Below are 20591 nucleotides of genomic sequence, written 5' to 3'. Positions count from 1 at the left end.
GTTATCGGCTCCTCATTGGATCGAATGTCATCTCGATGTCTTGCCACTGGCTGTATTTTTCCTGTGGCAGGTCGTAGCCGCGGCTGCCGCAGCGGATGATTGCACGTTTGGCCGCCTCGAAGGCCTGCCTTGCTGCGGCATCGCCACCGCCGGAGGCGCTGAGCATCCGGATCGACCCGATCACCGGCGTGCCGTCCTGATTCATCTGCAGCCCCACGATCACCGTGGTCCGCGCCGCTTCGGTCGACAGCGCGCCGATGTTCCAGCAGGCCGAGACCGCAACGCGCAGGCTCTCGCGCTCGCCCGAGGACAGCGGCGGGCCGCTCGGCACCGGGGCCTCGGCCTCCGGCTGGCCGAGGACTTCGCTCAGCGCATCGGCGATTGCGTCTTCGGTGGTGTCCTGCGCAGGTGCCTCGGCGGGCTCCGGCGTCGGCGTCTCTTCGGGTTCCTCCGGTGCCTCGGCCACCTCGACGGGCGGCGGCGGGGCCGGACGGCGACCGGGCGGGCGGGCCGAGGCCGCCGGGGCCTGATCGGCCTCGGTCACGATCTCGGTCGTAGTGTCCTCGGGCGTCTGCGCCTCTTGCGGCTCTTCTTCGACGACAACTTCCGGCTCGGCCTCGGGTTCGGGCGTCACGGCGGGCTGTTCGTCAAGGTCGGGGCGCGCTTCGGGCTCGGGCGGGGCCACGGGCTCGGGCGCCACGCGCGGGGCCTCGCGGGGGCGGGCCTCGGGGGCGATCTCGGGCACCAGCACGGCTGTGTCGCCGATGGGTTCGTTCAGTTCGGGCGCGCTGTCGTCCACTTCGGTCTGTGGCGGCAGTTCCAGCTCCGTCACCTCGGGCGGCCTGTCCTCGGGCGGGGTCTCGGTCTGCACCGGCTCGGGCTGTTCGATCGCGGCATCCGGCTCGGCGGTGACCTCGGGCGCCTCCTCACTCGGCGCGGGCAATGCGGGCTGGGCCACCTCGGTGGTCGAGGCAGGCGGCTGCTGGGCCGCGACCAGCGCGTCATATTCCGCCGCCGAGATCACCGAAACCTCGGTCATCTCGACCGGGTCCGGCTCGGAGGTGAAGATGTTCCCGAACAAAAGCCAGCCGATAAGACCCAGATGCCCGGCACCTGATATGTAATGCCCGGTATGCACCGCTCAGCCACCCGACGTGTCGCTGCCGTCCATCGCCGGGCCGCCGATGTCGGTCACCAGACCGATGTTGGAAAATCCGCCCGCGTTGAGCGCGCCCATGACCTCCATGACCTGCGCATAGGGCACTTTGCCGTCGGCGCGCAGGAACACCCGGTCGCTGGCCCGCTCGGACGCGATGGCGCGCAGCTTGGTCACCAGCTGGTCGCGCGGCGTGTCGGTGGTCTGGATCTGCACCGCCCCTTGGGCGGTGACGGTGACGGTCAGCGGCTCTTCCTGCTCAGCCGGCAGGGCCGTGGCGGCGGTCTTGGGCAGTTCCACCGGCACGCCGACGGTCAAAAGCGGGGCCGCGACCATGAAGATGATCAGCAGCACCAGCATCACGTCCACGAAGGGCGTGACGTTGATCTCAGCCATCGGCTGGGCGCGGCCCCGCCGCCGCCCCTTGCCGCCTTGCTTTTTCATGACACCCGCACCCATGGCTTAGCTGTCCAACTGGCGGCTGAGGATGGTGGCGAATTCGTCCGAGAAGGCCTCGTAGGTGCCGAGGATCCCATCACTGTCGGCGCTCAGCTTGTTGTAGAAAACCACCGCCGGGATCGCGGCCAGAAGGCCGATGCCGGTCGCCAGAAGTGCCTCGGCGATGCCCGGGGCCACGACGGCGAGGTTGGTGTTCTGCTGGGCCGCGATCTCGATGAAAGAGTTCATGATGCCGAAGACGGTGCCGAAGAGGCCAACGAAGGGCGCAGTAGAGCCCACGGTCGCCAGCACCGGCAGCCCCTTTTGCAGACGCTCTGCCTCCTTGGCGATGGCCACGTCCATAGACCGGTCGATGCGCGCCGTGGCACCGGGGATCAGCGCACCGTCCTCGCGGTGCGAGCGGCGCCATTCCGACATGCCGGCGGCGAAGATCTTTTCCGACGGCCCATCGGGATCGGCGCCAATGGTGTCAAAAAGACCGTCGAGCGGTTCACCCGACCAGAAGGCCCGATCGAACTGCGCTGCCTCTGCACGGGCTTTGCGGTATTGGATGGTTTTCTGAATGATGATCGACCACGACCAGAAAGAGGCCCCGATCAGCATGATCATTACAAGTTTGACCGTGACCGTCGCCTTCGCGAACAGACCCCACAGGGAGAAATCGATCCCCTGTGCCAATGCCAGCGTCTCTGCTTCCATTTAACTATGCTCTTTTACTGCCGCCCCTTCGGGGCATTCTGCCTCTGGGTTCTATCTCTGGGCCCTATTTTCCGGCCTCAATTTGGAGCAAAGCTAACGGACTGCAACCTAGATTGCCAGAATTATGGTATCACCGCGCCGGATCGCCGTCCGACAGGCGGAGTTTCGCTGGCAGCCGCGTGGGTTTTCCGCCCGTCGTCATGCAAACGGCGGTAACTTTGGCGCGAAAGATGACCTTGCCATCGCGTAGCACGTCTTGGTCGAACACCCAACGCACGGGCCCTTCGGCCTGATGGGTCGTCTGCACCTCCAGCCGGTCGCCAAAGCGCGCGGCGCCGAGGTAATCCGCCTCTACCCGCGTCACGACAAAGACCAGCCCCTCCTCGCGCATGGCACGTTGATCAAGGCCGATCTGTTCGACGATATCCGACCGCGCCCGCTCGATATAGCGCAGGTAGTTGGCGTAATAGACGACGCCCGCCATATCGGTGTCTTCATAGAAGATGCGGACCGGAAAACTATGGCTCATGATGCCACCTGCACCCGCGCGGCAAGGCGCAGCGCATGGCTCGCATCATTGGCGGCGGGCGGCATCACCGGGTCATAGGCGGCGCGGATCACATCCGCGACCTCGGGGCGCAGCACCAGCGCGTCATCGGCCATCGCCAGTGGGGATTGCTCTTGAAAGGCATCTTCGGACCACAAGAGGATGACCTGCACCGCTTGGCTCAGCGCCAGCACCTGCGCGGACATATCTTGCAGGCTCTCGTCCATGCGCAGGAAGACGAAAGCCGCCTTGATCGCGCCGTTCTCCTCAAAGCGAAAAAAGCGGTATTGGTTCGCTCCCGCCGCCTGCAACCGCTCGACCTGTGCGGCGAGGTCCGGCACCAGCCCCTCCATCCCCGGCACGTCGAGCAGTTCAGCCCAATCGGCGAAGAAGAACATCATCAGGTTGCTGCCCAACTCCGGGTCGGTTTCGGCCATGTCGTGACCGGCAAGCTTGGCCACCGCTTCGAGCGCGCCTTTCACCACCGGCAGCGCCTCTTCCTCGATCCCAAAGGCCACGGGGGCGATGGGGCGGCCCCAGCGGGCAAAGGCGAACTGCCCGTCGCGGCGGGTGAAAAGGGTCTCGATCTGCTCTGCGGTCATCGTCATCTGGTCTACCTTCGCTCCGAAACGTCAGCCGAAAAGGTCGCTCTGCCCTCTGGGCGCGGCAAGCCCGAGATGGCTCCACGCCTTGGCGGCCAACATCCTGCCGCGCGGGGTACGCTGGATCAGCCCCTGCTGCAACAGGAACGGCTCGATGACCTCCTCCAGCGCATCGCGGCTTTCCGAAAGCGCAGCCGAAAGCGTCTCGATCCCCACCGGGCCGCCCTGATAATTCTCAGCCATCAGCCTCAGGTAGCGTCGGTCGGCCCCGTCGAGGCCGAGGTGATCGACCCCGAGCCGCGTCAGCGCCATATCCGCCAACTCGCGCGTCACGCGACCATCGCCCTCGACCACGGCGAAATCCACCACCCGGCGCAACAGGCGCCCGGCGATGCGCGGCGTGCCGCGGGCGCGTTTGGCGATCTCGCGCGCGCCGCCTTCGTCCGCCGGGGCACCCAGCTTGCGCGCGTTGCGGTCGACGATGATGTAAAGCTCGTCCTCGGTGTAGAACTGTAGCCGCGTCGGGATGCCGAACCGGTCGCGCAGCGGCGTGGTCAGAAGCCCCATGCGCGTAGTGGCCCCGACCAGCGTGAAGGGCTGCAACTCGATCCGCACGGTGCGCGCGGCGGGGCCTTCGCCGATCACCAGATCAAGCTCGAAATCCTCCATCGCCGGGTAGAGCACCTCTTCGACCGAGGCGTTCAGCCGGTGGATCTCGTCAATAAACAGCACGTCGCGCGCCTCGAGATTGGTGAGGATCGCGGCAAGGTCACCGGCCTTGGCCAGCACCGGGCCGGAGGTCATGCGAAAGCCCACGCCAAGCTCGCGCGCCATGATCTGCGCCAGTGTCGTCTTGCCCAAGCCCGGCGGCCCGTGAAACAGCGTGTGATCCATCGCCTCGCCGCGCTGGCGGGCCGACTGGATGAAGACCGACAGGTTCGCCCGCGCCTCTGCCTGCCCAACGAATTCGCCAAGCATTTGCGGCCGCAGCGCGCGGTCGGTGTCTTCGGGCAGCGGGTCGGGCCGCACGGTGGGGTCGATGTCGGTCATAGGGCCTCGTTATGCCGTAGGGTGCGTGGTTCTTCCAGCGGAAGGTTCACGCACATGCCGCCGGGCGCATTCGCGCTCACCCCTTCGGCGCCAGCAGCTTGAGCGCCGCGCGAATGAGCGCCTTGGTATCGGCCTCGGGCGTCTCGCCCGCCGCCTGCGCCACGGCGCCCGCCGCATCGCCCGGCGCATAGCCGAGGTTGCCAAGCGCCGAGAGCGCCTCGGACTGGGCAGAGGCATTGGGGGCGGCAGGTTTCGGTGCGGGGCGCGGGGCGGCGGCCTCGATCACCGCCTCGTCGGCGGCGGCCTCAGTCTCGCCCATGGCGTCGGCCACCGTGCCGGTCATCGCCATGACGCCGGGCGCCTTGTCCTTGAGGTCCAGCACCACGCGCTGCGCGATCTTCGGGCCGATGCCCTTGGCGGCCTTCACCGCGTTCCAGTCACCAAGCGCGATGGCGCGGCTCACGCCATCCGGCCCCAGCGTGCCGAGGATCGCGAGCGAGGCTTTGGCCCCCACCCCCTGCACCGAGGTGAGCAGCCGGTGCCATTCCTTCTCCACCAGCGTCTGGAAGCCGAAAAGCTGCATCAGGTCCTCGCGCACCACAAGGTCGGTATAAAGCGCCACCGCCTCGCCCACGCCCGGGAGTGCTGCCATGGTCCGGTCGGAGACATAGACGAGGTAACCCACCCCGCGCACGTCGATCAGCACGTGATCTGCCGCGCGGTAGTCGATGCGGCCCGAAAGCTTGCCGATCATGCGCTTGCCCTCGCCACCGCTTGGGCCAAGGTGCTGGCGCCGCCGTGATGCGCGTGGCAGATCGCGATGGCCAGCGCGTCGGCGGCATCCGGCCCGGCAATCTCGATCCCCGGCATCTGCATCTTGACCATATGCGCCACCTGTCCCTTATCCGCATGGCCGACGCCGACCACGGTTTTCTTGACCTTGTTGGGGCATATTCGCCCACCGTCAAACCAAACTGCGCGGGCACCAGCATGGCGATGCCCCGCGCCTGCCCCAGTTTCAGCGTCCCGGCCCCGTCCTTGTTCACGAAGGTCTGCTCAACCGCTGCCGCTTGGGGCCGCCATGCCGTCAGCACGCGTGTAAGCTGCCCATGCAAGGACAAGAGCCGCGCGCCAAGGTCGTCGCCTTCGGAGTGACAGATGCCATTGGCCACATGGGCGATTCGGCTGCCCGAGACGTCGATCACGCCCCAGCCCAGATTGCGCAGCCCCGGATCTATGCCGATCACCCGTATCATCTCTGCCCCTCGATAAAATTGTTGCTTTTTTGGTGCACTAGCACGAAAGGCGAACATCGCAAAGCCCTGATGCGTGGCGGGCGCTTTGCGACAGGCGCTCTGTCGCTTTTGAACCGCGGTGTCGAATTGCGCCTCTCCATGGTTCAAAACCGACATGCTGGGCAGTGAATTTTTCCCGTAATGATAGTGGGTTAACCCTTTTATCGACCCATGCAAAAAACGCAAGCCTCACTGTCGTTTTTGAGGGATTGCGCGGGGCGAATTTCGGGCATACTTGCCGAAAATTCCGTTCGGTAAGGAAGGCCAGCCCGCCCCCTGCCGGCGCAACCTGAGATCAAACAAAGGACGGCCCCATGGCAGCTTTCGACACCACCCGCACCGCTTACGGCTCCCCCTCGGCCGTCACGCGCATCCTTGGCTTTTTCGGCGCCTTCTTCGCTGCGGTTGAGGCTTGGCAAGACAGCCGCGCCACCCGCAAGGCGCTGTCGGACCTGACCGATCTCGAGTTGCAAGACATCGGCTTGATCCGGGGCGACATTGACCTTGTGGCGCTGAACCACTTCGTGCGTTGACCCTACGGGATAAGCACCAGCCCCATTAGAAAAGCCGTAGCGGAGAGCCTCCGCTACGGCTTTTTCTTTACGCGAGGGGCGGCGCCACGTTACCGCATGATCGGGCCGGTCAGCTCCGCCAATGTCTGGGTCACCGGGTCGATGGCCATCATCTTGGCGCCGATCTGCTCAAGGTTCGACCCATTGGCGAGGCGCGAGAGACGCTCGTTATAGGTCACCGGGCCAATCGCGGCGAGGGTGAAGGCTTTGAAGCCGAAAAACACCAGAACGATCAGGAAAAGACCTGTCACCGGGAAACCCCGGCGGGCGCGTTTCGGCAAGACAGAGATCAACCCATCGCGTCCGACGCGGGTGACATATCCTCGTTCCAGCTTCCGATGCTTGCGCCCCAGAAGTTCGATCCGTTTCGCGAATTGAGCGTGTCCTTCAGCCATCACAGCCTCCGTAGCAATCCGGCCCCCACCGTTTGCTGCCAATTTGAATAAAGTCCAAATGTGGCAACAAAGCGGCAAAAGGGTCGAATGCAACGAAAATGAGGCGTGAATTATACTTTCGTTTGAAGCGTTAGTGTCGTCCAGTCACCAATGCTCTCGCGGTGGGTCAGATTGATGCCGGATCGTGCATAAACCTCGATCACCTCTTCCGCCTGTTCGTTTAGCAGGCCGGAGAGAATCGCATAGCCACCGGGTTGCAGCGCCGCCGCCATGTCGGGGGCCAGTGCCACCAACGGACCTTTGAGGATGTTGGCGAAGACCAGATCGAAGGGGGCGGCCTCGGCCAGCGCGGGGTGGTCGAAGCCCGCCGCCTCGACGCAGGTCACGCGGCCCGTAAGGCCGTTGGCATCGACATTAGCCTGCGCCACCTCGACCGCGACCTCGTCGATGTCGCTCGCCAGGACCGGCTCAGGCCAGATGCGCGCAGCGGCCATCGCCAGCACCGCGGTGCCGCAGCCGATGTCGGCGACGTTCTTGCCGTGGAACCCCTCGTTTGCCAGCCGGTCGAGCGCTCTGAGGCAGCCCAAGGTGGTGCCGTGGTGGCCGGTGCCGAAGGCCATGGCGGCCTCGATCAGCAGCGGCTCGCAGTCTTCGGGCACCTTGTCCGCGTCATGGCTGCCGTAGACGAAAAAGCGGCCTGCCTCCACCGGTGCCAGCTCGCGCCGGACATGGGCGACCCAGTCGGTCTCGGGCAGTTCGGAGACGGTGAATTCCTTGGCGCCCATCGCCTTGGCCAGCACGGCAAGTGCTGCGGTATCGGGCGCTTCTTCGAAGTAGCCGCCGACTTCCCACAGGCCCGAGCCGTCCTCGACCTCGAAAACGCCCACGCCGGTGGGTTCGGGGGTGAGCCGCTCCATCGCCTCGCCCAGAGCATAGGCGGGGTCGCGGCCTTCGAGGGTGGTCAGGGCGGTGAAAGTGGGCATGGCGCGGTCCTTTGCTGCGGTGCGGTTGCGTTTCGCCTAGGGCCGCGCGCGCGCCGGGTCAAGCCATGCCGGGTTTCGCACCTTATTCGGCGGCCTGCGGCACGACAGGTTGAAAGATCGTCTCATGCCCCGGCGCGGGGTGGCGCGGGATCAGCAGCGACAGCATCAAAGACACCGCCGCCATGCCAGCCGCAAGGAAGAACACCGCCGCCGGAGAGGCCAACCACAAGAGCCCCAAGAGCACCGGCAGGAAGACCGCGGCGATATGGTTGATGGTGAAAGCCACCGCCGCCGTGGGCGCGATATCCGCGGGGTCCGCGATCTTCTGGAAGTAGGTTTTTAGCGCCAGTGCGAGGGCGAAGAACATGTGGTCGAGCACGTAAAGCGCTGCCGCGATCACCACGCCCCAGCCGAGGTAGTAGACCCCGCCATAGGCCAGAAAGACCAAGATCAGCCCGATGTATTCCACCGCCAAGGTCCGGCGTTCGCCGAAATGGCCCACCGCGCGGCCCATCAGCGGTGCAAAGAGCATATTGGCGACAAGGTTGATGAGGTAGAGCATGGTGATCTCATGCACCTCAAAGCCGAAGCGTTCGACCATCATGAAGCCCGCGAAGACCACGAAGATCTGCCGCCGCGCGCCGGACATGAATTGCAGCGCGTAATAGAGCCAGTAGCGGCGGCGCAGCACCATTTTCTTGTTCTGCACCGTGGGCGCCTCGAACTGCGGATAGGCCAGCATGGCGGTGAGTGCGATGGCGACGGTGACGCCGCCGCCGATCATATAGACGATGTCGTAGCTAAGGCTCAGCGTCTCCCACAACGCCATGATCGCGAGATAGGCCACCAGCGTGGCCAGCGAGCCCGCGGCCATGAGCCAGCCGATCATCCGAGGGGCGTCCTCGATCTTCAGCCATTGCAGTTGCAGCGACTGGTTCACCGTTTCGTAGTAGTGAAACCCGATGGAGCTGAACATGGTAATCGTCAGGATACCGCCCATGGAGGGGAAATAGGCCGTGACCGCCGTGGCCGCGCCCAGAAGCGCAAGCGAGACCAGCCCCAGAACCTGTTCGCGCACGAAGAGCAGGATGGCGATGACACCGATGGCGAAGAAGCCCGGGATCTCGCGCACCGTATGCAGCAGCCCGATGTCGGAGCCGTCGAAATCGGCGACCTCGATGACGAAGTTATTCAGCAGCGCCGACCATGTGTTGAAAGCAATCGGCATGGCCAACGCCATGAGGAACAGCAGGGCCACGGGGCGGCGCCAGAACGGCAGGCGCTTGGCCTCTTCGAGGGTGATGAAACGGGTCATGGGATTTCATTACGCCCAAGGCCCGGGGATGGCGAGAGAAAAGGACATACGGCCCCGGAGCCGGGCAGCGACAGACCGGGGGCTGGCGCAAATGACCTTTCAGGTGGGCACTTTATGGTAGCAACTCATATGAAACATGCGCAAGCCACTCCGATCGCAAAAGCGCCAGACATTGGACGATCTGGCGCTGCCCGGCGGCCTTCGGCCTTGCTTCCGGGCTGTTGCGCGCGAGGCGATGGAGATGCGGGATATAGAGCGCATACCGCACCAGAATTGCACCCGGCCCGGGACAAGCCGCAGGCGCCGGGCCATCGCCTGCCCGCCCCCCGGGTAGGCGATTTGGTAAGGCTGGTGCGACCTCGCGAAGGCACATCACGGCTGAGCCATAAAGTGGCACGAGCCTAGCTTTGCATCGCCAACCCGCGGGCAGACGCTGGCCCTCGTCCTGCAATAGCTAAAGCCTCAATAAAAACTCTGCGGATCGATATCCACCGCCAGCCGTAAGTCCCCCTTGAGCCGCAGCCCGCCGACCCAGCGGCCCAGCGCCTCCTGCAACGCCACGCCCTTGTCCGCCTTCACCAACAGCCGCACCCGATGCCGCCCCGCACCCGGGCGATCGGCGCGGGCGCAGGGCCGAAAACCTGCGCCCCCACGGCACGCAAAGGCCCGTCATGCCGCGCAAGATGGTTGCCCAGATCAAAGACCGCCGCCGCGTCGCTGCCGCTGAGGATGATCCCCGCCATGCGCCCATAGGGCGGCACCCCGGCTTGCCGCCGCTCTCCGGCCTCGGCGGCCCAGAAGGCCTCCTCCTCACCCGCCAAGATCGCCCGGATCACCGGGTGCTCGGGCTGATAGGTCTGCAACAGGGCCGCGCCCGGCGCCTCGGCCCGGCCCGCACGCCCCGCCACCTGCCGCATCAGTTGGAACGTCCGCTCCGCCGCGCGCAGGTCCGACCCGGTGAGGCCGAGATCGGCGTCGATCACCCCCACCAACGTCAGCTTCGGGAAGTTATGCCCCTTTGCCACCAGCTGCGTGCCGATGATGATATCCGCCGCCCCCTCGGCGATGCCCGCGATCTCGGCTTTCAGCGCCCGCGCCGAGCCGTACATGTCCGAGCTCAGCGTCGCGATCCGCGCCTCGGGCCAGAGTGCCGCCGCTTCTTCGCCCAGCCGCTCCACCCCCGGCCCACGGGCGCGAGCTTGCCCTCGACCTTACAGGAGGGGCAGGCCTCGGGCATTGGCTTGCTCTCGCCGCATTGGTGGCAGACGAGGCGCTTGAGAAAGCGGTGTTCGACCATCCGCGCATCGCATTGGTCGCAGCCGATCTGCTCGCCGCAGGCACGGCAGAGCGTCACCGGCGCATAGCCGCGGCGGTTGATGAAGAGCATCGCCTGTTCGCCGCGCGCCAGCCGCGCGTCGACCTCACGTTTCATCTCGCCCGAAATCCACTTGTCCCCGGGCAATCCCGCCTGCCGCATGTCGATCGCGCCCATCTGTGGCATCACGGCCGGGCCGAAACGGGAGGTCAGTTCCAGCCGCCGGTATTTCCCGGCCTCGGCATTGGCCCATGTTTCGAGGCTCGGCGTGGCGCTCGCCAGCACCACCTGTGCGCCGCAGATCGAGGCGCGCAGCACCGCCATGTCCCGCGCGTTGTAGAGCACCCCGTCCTCCTGCTTGTAGGACGTGTCGTGTTCCTCATCCACGACGATCAGCCCGAGGTTCTGGAACGGCAGGAACAGCGCCGAACGCGCGCCGATCACCAGCTGCGCGTTGCCCTCGCCCACCATGCGCCAGATCCGGCGGCGCTCGGTCATCGTCACGCCGGAATGCCACTCGGCGGGATTGGCGCCGAAACGCTCTTCGACCCGTTCGAGGAACTGCTCGGTCAGCGCGATCTCAGGCAAGAGCACCAGCGCCTGCCGCCCCGCCTGCACCGCCGCCGCCACGGCTTCGAGATAGACCTCCGTCTTGCCCGAACCGGTAACCCGCGCAAAAGCGTCGTGCCGTAGGTCTCAGATTTGATCCCCTCGCGCAAAACCGCGGCGGCCTTGGCCTGATCCTCGGTCAGTGCCTTGCCGGGCAAGGATGGATCAAGCCGCCGGAACGGCAGGTCGCGGGGGCTTTCCTCCTCGCGCACGGCGCCTTGGTCGACGAGGCCCTTCACCACCGAGGACGTCACCCCGGCCATCTCCGACAACTCCTTCAGCGTGAAGGCCAGATCGCCATATTCCTCCAGCACCGCCATGACCCTTTGCCGCGCATCGGTCATCCGCGACGGTACACCGTCCCCGGCGCGGTAGATTTTGCGCATCGAAGGCGGATCGCCCAGGCCCGGCGCTCGGGTGGCGAGCCGCAGCATCGCAGGCAGCGGGGTGAGCGTATATGCCGCCGCGCGCAGCAGAAACTCGCGCATCTCCTCGCGCATCGGCGGCGCGTCGAGCACCCGGATCACATGGCGCACCTTGTTGATGTCGCAGTCCCCGGCCCCCGGCCCCCAGACCACACCCATCACCTTGCGCGGCCCCAACGGCACCTCGACAAAGGCCCCTGCATAACAACCGCCCTCGGGCGCGCGATAATCCAAAGCGCGGCCCAAAGGCTGGGTGGTCATCACCGACAACAACTCACCATGGTGGTAGAATTCAGCCATACCTGCCGCATGCTCCGTGTCGCTTGGGGGAATTGAGGCTTTAAGCATCGCAGATCATGCGGTAAAGCCAAGGCAACGAATTGACCCGATAGCGATCACATTCCAACCCGGAAGGAAAGCCCATGAAATTCTTCGTAGATACAGCCGAGATCGACGCCATTGCCGAACTCAATGACCTTGGCATGGTCGACGGCGTGACCACCAACCCCTCCCTCATCCTGAAATCGGGCCGCAATATCCTTGAAGTCACCAAAGAGATTTGTGACCTCGTCGATGGCCCTGTTTCCGCCGAAGTCGTGGCGCTGGAAGCCGACGCGATGATCGCCGAAGGCCGCAAACTGGCCGAGATCGCCGACAACATCACCATCAAACTGCCGCTGACATGGGACGGGCTGAAAGCCTGTAAGGTTCTGTCGGGCGAAGGTCACATGATCAACGTGACACTCTGCTTCTCGGCGAACCAAGCGTTGATCGCGGCCAAGGCGGGCGCGACTTTCATCTCGCCCTTCATCGGGCGCCTTGACGACATTAACCTCGATGGCATGGACCTGATCCAAGACATCCGCACCATCTATGACAACTACGGTTTCGAGACGCAGATCCTCGCCGCCTCCATCCGCAGCGTGAACCACATTCTGGACGCCGCACGCATCGGTGCAGACGTGATGACAGCGCCGCCCGAGGTGATCAAAAAACTGGCCGCGCATCCGCTGACCGACAAGGGGCTGGAGCAGTTCATGGCCGATTGGAAAAAGACCGGTCAGAACATCCTCTGATCCAGCCTACCTGCGAACATCAAACCCCTTCCGCCCGTGGCGGAGGGGGTTTTTCTTTGCCTTAGGCCGCGTTCCCTTCGACCGTCAGGTGATCGCCCGACCACAGGCCCGGGCGCACCTCGGCCTCTGCAGCACCCGCGCGGATGCGGCGGCACTGTCCCACGGGAATTGGCGGAGCTTGCAAGACCAAATCCATGCCCTGCGCCGCTGTCTGAGGCGGCAGGGCCGCATGCATTCCGTCCAAAGCCACCGAAACGTCGCAGGGCAAATAGACGCTCGCCCCGCCCACGCCGGTATCCTGCTGCCACGGGTCAGCGGCGCGCCCACTGCGCCGACACAGCAAACGGCGGTCTGCAATTCGATCGCCCGCGCCCGTGCGCAACTGAACACGCGGTTATAGCCGGTGATCATGTCGGTCTTGGCGGGAATGATCACCAGATCGAGGTTCAACTCCCCCAGTTTGGACCAGAGCGCGGTATATTCCGCATCGAGACAGATCGCGATGACACAGCGCAAACCGTTCCACTCGAACAGATTGATCCCCGTGCCCGCGATGGTCACGCCGCTGGCGCCATTCGCCTCAAGCGGGGTCAGGCTCAGTTTGTTCTGCACTTGCAGCCCGCCATCGGGGTCAGGAACCACGCTTGATTAAGGTAACCTTCGGGCGCATCGACCGAAGGGAAGGCCACGGGAAAGGTGCCGGGCAGCAGGGCCACGCCAATTTGCTCAACCATGCACCGCATTGGGTCAAGCGCCAGCGTGGCGGTCTGCGCGAGCCAGCCAAGCTGCTCTTCCGCAGGCAAGTCGGCGGGGGCGAAACTCAGCCACTGCGCGCAGCAGAACTCGGGCATTACCAAAAGCTGTGCCTCGCGCGCGGCGGCCTGTTGCAGGCGCGTCTCGACACTGGCGAGCCAGCTTTGCAGTGAGTCCGGCGCGACCTGAAGGTTGGCGGCCCAAAGATCGACAGAGACATGTTCCATGTAAGATTTCCTCTCCCGGCAAGGACCTGTTCCACCGCATCCGGGGATATGCGGCAGGCTTCGATCAGGCACGCGCGGCCCTACGGCTGAAATCCGCGCGTCGACCGGGGCCAACACGTCTGCGCCGCTTTTGTTCCGCCGGGCTTCGTTCTACATCCCGGCCTGACGCAAGGCGGCAACAAAGACCGCAGGCGGCAGGACCCGTGACCAATTGGGGGCAGATCTTGACGCCCCAGCATGCTATGACACCGCAAATCAAAAAGAGACGCCCATGAGCAGCAGCCCCAAAATCGACGACGCCCTGCGGGAGGCGATCATCTCAGCGCCCGACGTCATTCTTGACGACAGCGACGTGATGCAGGCGCTGATTGCGGCGAATGAAAAGGCCATGGGCGGCAATATCGTCGATCTGCGCGGCATCGCGATGGAGCGGCTGGAAACCCGTCTCGACCGGCTGGAGGACACACACCGCAGCGTCATCGCGGCGGCCTATGAAAACCTTGCCGGGACCAATCAGATCCACCGCGCCATCCTGCGCATGCTCGACCCGGTGGAGTTCGAGACCTTCCTGCGCGATCTCGGCGGCGAAGTGGCCGATATCCTGCGCGTCGATGCGGTGCGGCTGGTGTTGGAATCCACTCAGAACGACAATGACCCGGCGGTGCAGCGCTTGGGCGATGTGCTGAGCGTGGCCGAACCGGGGTTCATCGACGACTACCTCAGCCAAGGGCGCGGCGGCATGGTGCGGCAGGTGACCCTGCGCGCGCTGCAAGACGGATCCGAAGCGCTCTATGGCAGCAAGGCGGGGTGGATCCGGTCCGAGGCTTGTCTCAAGCTTGATTTCGGCCCCGGACGGCTGCCCGGCCTGTTGGTCATGGGCGCCGAAGACCCGCATATGTTCGGCCCGCAACAGGGCACCGATCTGCTCACCTTCTTTACCGGCGTGCTGGAGCGCTCCATGCGCCGCTGGCTGTCTTGAGCGAGAAGGCAAATCCGCTGCTGATCAGTCCCGCCGCGCGGGACGCGCTTCAGACGTGGTTAGAACACCAAAGCGCGCTGAAGGATGCGGCCGAAAATACGATCATCGCCTACCGGGGCGATGTGACCGAATTCCTCACTTTCATGACGCTGCATAAGGGCGAGACCCAAGGTCTGGGGGCGCTGGCGAAAATCACCATCAGCGATATGCGCGCATGGATGGCCAGCACCCGCAGCGGCGGGGCGGGGTCACGGTCGGTCGCGCGAAAACTCTCGGCGGTGAAAGCCTTTTACCGCTGGCTGGCCGAGCGGGAGGGGTTCGAGCCCACTGCCGTTCTGCTCGCCCGGTCGCCCAAGTTCACCAAGAAACTGCCCCGCCCGCTGGCCGAAGACGCCGCGCGTGCGCTGATCGACTGTGTCGAGACCCAAGCCCGCGCCCCATGGGCCGCGGCGCGGGACGTGGCGGTGCTGACCCTGCTCTGGGGCTGCGGGCTGCGGATTTCCGAGGCGCTGGCGCTGAAAGGCGGCGATGCGCCCCTGCCTGCCAGCCTGCGCATCCTTGGCAAAGGCGGGAAGGAACGTGTCGTGCCGGTCTTGCCCGCCGCCCGCGCCGCGGTCGAAGACTACCTCGCCCTCTGCCCGCACCCGCGTGAGGCGCAGGCCCCGCTGTTTCGCGCCATCCGCGGCGGTGGCTTGGGCGCGCGCGCCGTGGCGCAGGTGATGGCCGATGCGCGGATGCAACTCGGCCTGCCCGCCAGCGCCACGCCCCACGCCATGCGCCACAGCTTTGCCACCCATCTGCTGGACGCGGGCGGCGATCTGCGCGCCATCCAAGAGCTTCTGGGCCATGCCTCGCTCTCGACCACGCAGGCCTATACCGCCGTCGATACCGCGCGGCTGATGGAGGCCTATAACAACGCCCATCCCAAGGCGGGCCGCTGAGCCCCTTGCACCCCGCGCGTCAATCGCCATATTGGCCCCAAGCGAGGACGACCTCCCCCATTTGGGCAGCCACTCGGGACGACCCGACCAATACCGGGACCACCCCATGCGCAGCACCGCAGACCGCATCCGCCACGCCCTCAGTTTTGAGATCATCGCCCTGCTGATCGTCACCCCCGCCAGTGCTTGGCTCTTTGACAAGCCCATCGGCCATATCGGCGTCGTCGCTGTGGTCAGCGCCAGCATCGCGACGGGGTGGAACTATGTCTACAACCTCGGCTTCGACCACGCCCTGCGTCGGTTGCGCGGCACGGTGAAAAAGACGGTGCCGATCCGCGTGCTTCATGCCGTGAGTTTCGAGATCGGGCTGCTCTTTGTGCTCTTGCCCTTCATCGCGTGGTATCTAGAGATTTCTCTGCGCGAAGCCTTCTTGATCGACGTGTCCTTGGCGGTGTTTTACCTGATCTACGCCTTCGTCTTTAACTGGATCTACGACGTGCTCTTCCCCGTCTCGGAACCCGCAAACGCGTCTTAATCTGCCCTGAGGCGGCGGACGAATTCCGCCGCCGCTTCCGCAGGATCACGCGCCCCATCGGCCACGGCATCGCTGAGCCGCGTCAGATCGTCCTTGGCCTGCGGGGTCTCAAGCTGCGCCAAAAGCCGCTGCTTCACGTCTTGCTCGAACCAATAGCGCGCCTGTGCGGCGCGGGTACGGTCCCAGAACCCGTTCTTCCGGCGCCAATCGGTCAGTTCCTGCAAGGCGGCCCAAGTCTCCTCCAGCCCGTTTTCCTCCAGCGCAGAGACGGCGGTGGCGCGCGGAAAACCCTCGGGGTCCTGCGGGCGCTTGCGCAGAAGGCGCAGGGCACCGGCATAGTCGGCCCGGGTGCGGGCGGCGGTGGATTTCAGATCGCCGTCGGCCTTGTTGATGACGATGAGGTCGGCAATCTCCATGATGCCGCGTTTCACGCCCTGCAACTCGTCCCCGCCAGCGGGGGCCAGAAGCAGCACGAAGGCATCCGACATCTCGGCCACCACGGTTTCCGACTGGCCGACGCCCACGGTCTCGATCAGCACCACGTCAAAGCCCGCCGCCTCGCAGAGCCGCACCGCCTCGCGCGAGCGGCGCGCGACGCCGCCCAGGTGGGTCTGGCTGGGCGAAGGCCGGATGAAGGCATTGGGATCACGGCTCAGCCGGTCCATCCGCGTCTTGTCACCCAAGATCGAGCCGCCGGTGCGCGCCGAACTGGGGTCCACCGCCAGCACCGCCACGCGTTTGCCCTGCCCCGTCAGCATCATGCCGAAGCTTTCGATGAAGGTGGATTTGCCCACACCGGGCGTGCCCGACAGCCCGACGCGCAGCGCCTGCCGGTCGGTGGGCAGCTTCGCCAGCAGCTCCGCCGCCGCCGCACGGTGATCGGCGCGGCCCGATTCCACCAAGGTGATCGCCCGCGCCAACGCGCGGCGCTCTCCTGCTATGATGCCTGCGGCCAATGTCTCGATATCCATGGGGCAACTTTTGCGGGGGCGGCGTGGAATTGTCCATCCCCACCCTTGGCGCGCCGCGCGCGATGCCCGATAACCGCGCCATGTCCAATGCTGATTTCGCCCTGCCCATCGACGCCGTCCTGCCGGATGTGATCACCGCCCTGCGCGACACGGGCCGCTTCGTGCTGCAAGCGCCTCCCGGCGCGGGCAAGACGACGCGGGTGCCGCTGGCGATGCTAGATGCGGGGCTGACCCAAGGCCGCATCCTGATGCTGGAGCCGCGCCGCCTCGCCGCCCGCGCCGCCGCCGCGCGCATGGCAGAAAGCCTTGGCGAGGAGACCGGGCAGACCGTCGGTTTTCGCGTGCGCGGCGCCTCGGCGGTGTCGAAATCCACGCGCATCGAGGTGGTTACCGAAGGCATCCTGACCCGCATGTTGCAGGACAACCCAGACCTACCCGGCGTCGGCGCGGTGATCTTCGACGAATTTCACGAACGCTCGCTCAACGCCGATCTCGGCCTCGCGCTGGCGCTCGAAGTTGCGGGCGCGCTGCGCGACGACCTGATGCTGGTGGCCATGTCCGCCACGCTCGACGCCGCCCCGGTGGCCGCCCTGATGGCGGCGCCCATCGTGACCTCCGAAGGGCGCAGTTTCGAGGTCGAGCCGCGCTGGCTCGACAAGCCGATGGGCAAGCAACGGCTGGAGAAGGCCGTGGCCGACCTCACGCTAAAGGCGCTGTCGGAGGCGCCCGGCTCCGCGCTGGTCTTCCTGCCCGGCGAGGGAGAGATTCGCCGGGTCGAGGCGCTTCTGCGCCCCGCCCTTCCTCAGGATTGCACCCTCGCTCCGCTCTTCGGCGCGCTCGACTTCAAGGCGCAACAGGCCGCAATCGCCCCCGCCCCCTCCGGCCGCAAGGTGGTGCTGGCGACCTCCATCGCCGAAACCTCCCTTACCATCGAGGGCATCCGCATCGTCGTCGACGCGGGCCGCGCGCGGCGCGCGCTCTTTGATCCGGCCTCGGGCATGTCCCGGCTGGTGACCGAGCGGGTGACCCGCGCCGAGGCGACGCAGCGCGCGGGCCGGGCCGGGCGGCTCGATACCGGGGTCGCCTACAAGCTCTGGACCCGGGGCGAGGAAGGCGCGCTGGCGGCTTTCCCCCGGCCGAGATCGAGGCTGGCGACCTGACCGGTTTCGCGCTGGAACTGGCGCTCTGGGGGGCGCAGGCGAACGATCTGAGCTTCGTCACCCCGCCCCACGCGGGCCGTCTGGCCGAGGCGCAAGCGGTGCTCCAGATGCTAGGCGCGCTCGACGGCAGCGGGCGCATCACCGAACATGGCCGCGCCTTGGCGAAACTCCCCCTGCACCCGCGGCTGGCGCATATGGTGGCGCGCGGCGGTCCCTCCGCGCCGATGCTCGCGGCCCTTCTGGCCGAGCGCGATCCGATGCGCGGCGCGCCGGTCGACCTTGCGCTGCGGATGGACGCGCTGGCCGGCAAACGCACTGCCACGCCGCCCCATGCGCCCACGCTAGCGCGCATCAAGGCCGAGGCGAAACGCCTTGCACGCGGCGCGAAGGGCGACGGGCCGGGCTCCTTGGGCGTGCTAGCGGCCCTCGCCTACCCCGACCGCGTCGGGCTGCGCCGCAAGGGCGAGGCACCGCGCTATGTGCTCTCGGGCGGCAAGGGCGCCGTGCTGCCAGAGGCCGACCCGATGGCGGGCGCGCGGCTCTTGGTGGCCACGGACCTCGACGGCGACCCGCGCGAGGCGCGCATCCGGCAGGCGGCGCTGATCTCGGACGCCGAGTTGCGGGCCACTTTTGCCGATCAAATCCGCTGGCAGGATGTCTGCCTATGGTCGCGCCGCGAGGGGCGTGTGCTGACCCGCAAGCAAGAGGTCTTCGGCGCGCTGGTTCTGGAGGACCGGACATGGCCCGATGCGCCCGCCGATGCAGTGGCGGTTGCGATGCTGGACGGGGTGCGGCAATTGGGGCTGAACCCCGGCAAGACGGCAGCGCTGTTTCTGGCCCGCGCCCGGCTGATGCCCGCGCCCTTCCCCGATTTCACCGAAGCGCATCTGATGGAGACGCTGGAAGACTGGCTGCTGCCGCATCTCACGGGCGTGCGCAGCAGCGCGGATTGGAAAGGGTTCGACATCACCCCGGCGCTCAAAGCCCGGCTGAGTTGGGAGCAACAGCAAGAGTTGGACCGCTCGGCCCCTGCCCATTTCGAAACCCCGCTCGGGCGGCGCGTGGCCATCGACTACAGCGGTGAAACCCCCGGCATCGCGCTGCGTTTGCAAGAGATGTTCGGCGTGACGCGGCACCCGACGGTGGGCGGCCAGCCATTGCAGGTCACCCTGCTGTCGCCTGCGCAGCGCCCGGTGCAGGTCACGATGGACATCCCCGGCTTCTGGGCAAGCTCCTATGCGGATGTGCGAAAAGACATGCGCGGGCGGTATCCGCGTCACCCGTGGCCCGAAGACCCCACGGTGGCGGACCCGACCCTGCGCGCCAAACCGCGCGGCACCTGACAAGACAACGCGCGCCGAAAGCGGCGCGCGAACCGTTTGGGTGAGACCTATCCGTTAAGCCGCGACGAACTTCAGCGAGACGCCGTTGATGCAATGCCGCTTGCCCGTGGGCTCTGGCCCGTCATCAAAGATATGGCCCAGATGGCTGCCACAACGGTCGCAATGCACCTCGGTCCGGCGCATGAAGAAACTGTTGTCGGCCATGGTCTCAACCGCATTGTCGAGCGGCTGATAAAAGCTCGGCCAGCCAGTGCCGCTTTTGAACTTGGTCGCCGCATCGTAAAGCGGTTGATCACAGCCCTTGCAGATGAAGGTGCCGGGGCGTTTCTCATCGTTCAGCGGGCTGGTAAAGGCGCGCTCCGTATCGCCTTCGCGCATGACCGCATATTCCAAGTCGCTCAGCATCGCGCGCCACTCGGCTTCGCTGCGGGTAACCTCGAAGTCGCCCTCGACATAGGCCGCCAAGGTGCCGCGCGCGCCCAACCCGATGGCGGTGGCGCCCAGAAAGGTCGATGTCAGAAAATGACGTCTGTTCATGGTGTTACTCCTCGCGTTCGGGTGGGATGGCGCCGGGCCAGCATGGGGTACTGGCCCAGCAACAGGGGTGTGGGTTGCCTCTTATTTGGGCACCAGCACGCTGTTTACAACATGGATCACCCCGTTGGACTGGTTCACATCTGCGATAGTCACGCGTGAGGCGTTGCCGCTTTCGTCGATGATATAGACGTTGCGGCCCTTCACCTGCGCCGACAGTGCATCGCCAGAGACGGCGTTAAAGTGATAGAACCCATCACTGGAGGCGCGTGCCTTGGCGGCGATGTCGGCGGCGGACCATTTACCGGCCACCACATGGGCGGTCAGCACTTTGGTCAGCATGTCCTTGTTCTCGGGCTTGAGCAGGGTCTCGACAGTGCCCGCAGGCAGCGCGTCAAAGGCGGAGTTGACCGGGGCGAAAACGGTGAACGGCCCTTCGGAGGCCAGCGTATCGACCAGACCGGCAGCCTTCACGGCGGCGACCAGCGTGGTGTGATCGGCGGAGTTCACGGCGTTTTCGACGATGTTCTTATTCTCGAACATGGGCGCGCCGCCCACTTCGGGATTAGCGGCGATGGCACCGGTGGCCAGCAGAGCGGCAGTGGCGGTGGCGGCGGCGAATGTCTTGAGCGTCTTCATTGGGTTTCCTC

The 20591-nt window shown here is 65.8% G+C and carries 20 protein-coding genes and 3 pseudogenes; 6 read left to right on the top strand and 17 right to left on the bottom strand.

Annotation, left to right across the window (positions count from 1 at the left end; all coding sequences use genetic code 11):
* Nucleotide 1: 1 nt before the first annotated feature.
* The 8 genes and pseudogenes from CUR85_RS11400 to ruvC form a co-directional block, all read right to left on the bottom strand.
* Nucleotides 2-1138, bottom strand: coding sequence for an energy transducer TonB (locus CUR85_RS11400; protein ID WP_276153362.1), 1137 nt, complete (start codon nucleotides 1136-1138; stop codon nucleotides 2-4).
* Between the two features lie 3 nt (nucleotides 1139-1141).
* Entirely contained in the window at nucleotides 1142-1615 is a 474-nt protein-coding gene (gene tolR / locus CUR85_RS11395) for a protein TolR (RefSeq protein WP_067263561.1), read from the bottom strand.
* Nucleotides 1616-1618: 3 nt separating this feature from the next.
* Nucleotides 1619-2314 (bottom strand): protein TolQ, encoded by a 696-nt coding sequence (gene tolQ / locus CUR85_RS11390; protein ID WP_067263558.1) that lies wholly within the window; start codon nucleotides 2312-2314, stop codon nucleotides 1619-1621.
* A gap of 130 nt (nucleotides 2315-2444) precedes the next feature.
* Nucleotides 2445-2843: a YbgC/FadM family acyl-CoA thioesterase gene (locus CUR85_RS11385; RefSeq protein ID WP_067263551.1), complete on the bottom strand. Its 399-nt coding sequence runs from the start codon at nucleotides 2841-2843 to the stop codon at nucleotides 2445-2447.
* On the bottom strand, nucleotides 2840-3463 hold the full coding sequence (locus CUR85_RS11380) for a hypothetical protein (RefSeq protein ID WP_067263567.1): 624 nt from the start codon (nucleotides 3461-3463) through the stop codon (nucleotides 2840-2842). The genes CUR85_RS11385 and CUR85_RS11380 overlap by 4 nt, the downstream gene beginning before the upstream one ends.
* A 30-nt stretch (nucleotides 3464-3493) precedes the next feature.
* A complete protein-coding gene (gene ruvB / locus CUR85_RS11375) occupies nucleotides 3494-4513 on the bottom strand; it encodes a Holliday junction branch migration DNA helicase RuvB (protein WP_067263549.1) in 1020 nt (339 codons plus the stop codon).
* A 76-nt stretch (nucleotides 4514-4589) separates the two neighbouring features.
* Nucleotides 4590-5267 (bottom strand): Holliday junction branch migration protein RuvA, encoded by a 678-nt coding sequence (gene ruvA / locus CUR85_RS11370; protein ID WP_067263546.1) that lies wholly within the window; start codon nucleotides 5265-5267, stop codon nucleotides 4590-4592.
* Nucleotides 5264-5718: pseudogene (gene ruvC / locus CUR85_RS11365) on the bottom strand (crossover junction endodeoxyribonuclease RuvC). The gene ruvA and the pseudogene ruvC overlap by 4 nt, the downstream one beginning before the upstream one ends.
* Before the next feature lie 404 nt (nucleotides 5719-6122).
* Here ruvC and CUR85_RS11360 point away from each other — a divergent pair.
* Nucleotides 6123-6341: a DUF1127 domain-containing protein gene (locus CUR85_RS11360; protein WP_067263540.1), complete on the top strand. Its 219-nt coding sequence runs from the start codon at nucleotides 6123-6125 to the stop codon at nucleotides 6339-6341.
* An 89-nt stretch (nucleotides 6342-6430) separates the two neighbouring features.
* Here CUR85_RS11360 and CUR85_RS11355 read toward each other — a convergent pair whose 3' ends face one another.
* The 4 genes and pseudogenes from CUR85_RS11355 to CUR85_RS11340 all read right to left on the bottom strand — a co-directional run bounded on the left by CUR85_RS11355 (nucleotide 6431) and on the right by CUR85_RS11340 (nucleotide 11722).
* A complete protein-coding gene (locus CUR85_RS11355) occupies nucleotides 6431-6775 on the bottom strand; it encodes a hypothetical protein (RefSeq protein WP_067263539.1) in 345 nt (114 codons plus the stop codon).
* A gap of 110 nt (nucleotides 6776-6885) precedes the next feature.
* Entirely contained in the window at nucleotides 6886-7758 is an 873-nt protein-coding gene (locus CUR85_RS11350) for a 50S ribosomal protein L11 methyltransferase (RefSeq protein ID WP_067263537.1), read from the bottom strand.
* Between the two features lie 82 nt (nucleotides 7759-7840).
* Nucleotides 7841-9073, bottom strand: a complete 1233-nt coding sequence (locus tag CUR85_RS11345; protein WP_067263535.1) for an MFS transporter — start codon at nucleotides 9071-9073, stop codon at nucleotides 7841-7843.
* Nucleotides 9074-9535: 462 nt separating this feature from the next.
* Nucleotides 9536-11722 (bottom strand): annotated as a pseudogene (locus tag CUR85_RS11340) (primosomal protein N').
* Between the two features lie 122 nt (nucleotides 11723-11844).
* Between CUR85_RS11340 and fsa the strand changes: the two are divergent.
* Nucleotides 11845-12498, top strand: coding sequence for a fructose-6-phosphate aldolase (gene fsa, locus CUR85_RS11335; RefSeq protein WP_067263530.1), 654 nt, complete (start codon nucleotides 11845-11847; stop codon nucleotides 12496-12498).
* Nucleotides 12499-12582: 84 nt separating this feature from the next.
* Here the strand turns inward: fsa and CUR85_RS11330 are convergent, their stop codons facing one another.
* Both CUR85_RS11330 and CUR85_RS11325 read right to left on the bottom strand, forming a co-directional pair.
* Nucleotides 12583-13110, bottom strand: coding sequence for a carbon-nitrogen hydrolase family protein (locus tag CUR85_RS11330; protein WP_280322643.1), 528 nt, complete (start codon nucleotides 13108-13110; stop codon nucleotides 12583-12585).
* Nucleotides 13095-13478, bottom strand: coding sequence for a carbon-nitrogen hydrolase family protein (locus tag CUR85_RS11325; RefSeq protein WP_280322642.1), 384 nt, complete (start codon nucleotides 13476-13478; stop codon nucleotides 13095-13097). Before CUR85_RS11325 ends, CUR85_RS11330 begins: the two co-directional genes overlap by 16 nt.
* A 271-nt stretch (nucleotides 13479-13749) precedes the next feature.
* Here CUR85_RS11325 and CUR85_RS11320 point away from each other — a divergent pair, with 271 nt between their 5' ends.
* The 3 genes from CUR85_RS11320 (at nucleotide 13750) to CUR85_RS11310 (ending at nucleotide 15933) form a co-directional block, all read left to right on the top strand.
* Entirely contained in the window at nucleotides 13750-14457 is a 708-nt protein-coding gene (locus CUR85_RS11320) for a DUF484 family protein (RefSeq protein WP_067263525.1), read from the top strand.
* Entirely contained in the window at nucleotides 14454-15398 is a 945-nt protein-coding gene (locus tag CUR85_RS11315) for a tyrosine recombinase XerC (RefSeq protein WP_197470858.1), read from the top strand. Before CUR85_RS11320 ends, CUR85_RS11315 begins: the two co-directional genes overlap by 4 nt.
* A gap of 106 nt (nucleotides 15399-15504) precedes the next feature.
* A complete protein-coding gene (locus tag CUR85_RS11310; protein ID WP_067263523.1) occupies nucleotides 15505-15933 on the top strand; it encodes a PACE efflux transporter in 429 nt (142 codons plus the stop codon).
* Here CUR85_RS11310 and meaB read toward each other — a convergent pair.
* Nucleotides 15930-16904 (bottom strand): methylmalonyl Co-A mutase-associated GTPase MeaB, encoded by a 975-nt coding sequence (gene meaB / locus CUR85_RS11305; protein ID WP_067263520.1) that lies wholly within the window; start codon nucleotides 16902-16904, stop codon nucleotides 15930-15932. The genes CUR85_RS11310 and meaB overlap by 4 nt on opposite strands.
* Before the next feature lie 62 nt (nucleotides 16905-16966).
* Here meaB and hrpB point away from each other — a divergent pair.
* Nucleotides 16967-19407: pseudogene (gene hrpB / locus CUR85_RS11300) on the top strand (ATP-dependent helicase HrpB).
* Nucleotides 19408-19461: 54 nt separating this feature from the next.
* Here the strand turns inward: hrpB and msrB are convergent.
* On the bottom strand, nucleotides 19462-19944 hold the full coding sequence (gene msrB / locus CUR85_RS11295; RefSeq protein WP_067268381.1) for a peptide-methionine (R)-S-oxide reductase MsrB: 483 nt from the start codon (nucleotides 19942-19944) through the stop codon (nucleotides 19462-19464).
* Between the two features lie 81 nt (nucleotides 19945-20025).
* The gene (locus tag CUR85_RS11290; protein ID WP_067268384.1) at nucleotides 20026-20580 is read right to left on the bottom strand and encodes a fasciclin domain-containing protein; all 555 of its coding nucleotides are present in this window, start codon (nucleotides 20578-20580) and stop codon (nucleotides 20026-20028) included.
* Nucleotides 20581-20591: the final 11 nt, after the last annotated feature.

This window comes from Sulfitobacter faviae (genome assembly GCF_029870955.1).
GTDB classification, from domain to species: domain Bacteria; phylum Pseudomonadota; class Alphaproteobacteria; order Rhodobacterales; family Rhodobacteraceae; genus Sulfitobacter; species Sulfitobacter faviae.
This window is presented reverse-complemented; position numbering and strand designations above follow the sequence as displayed.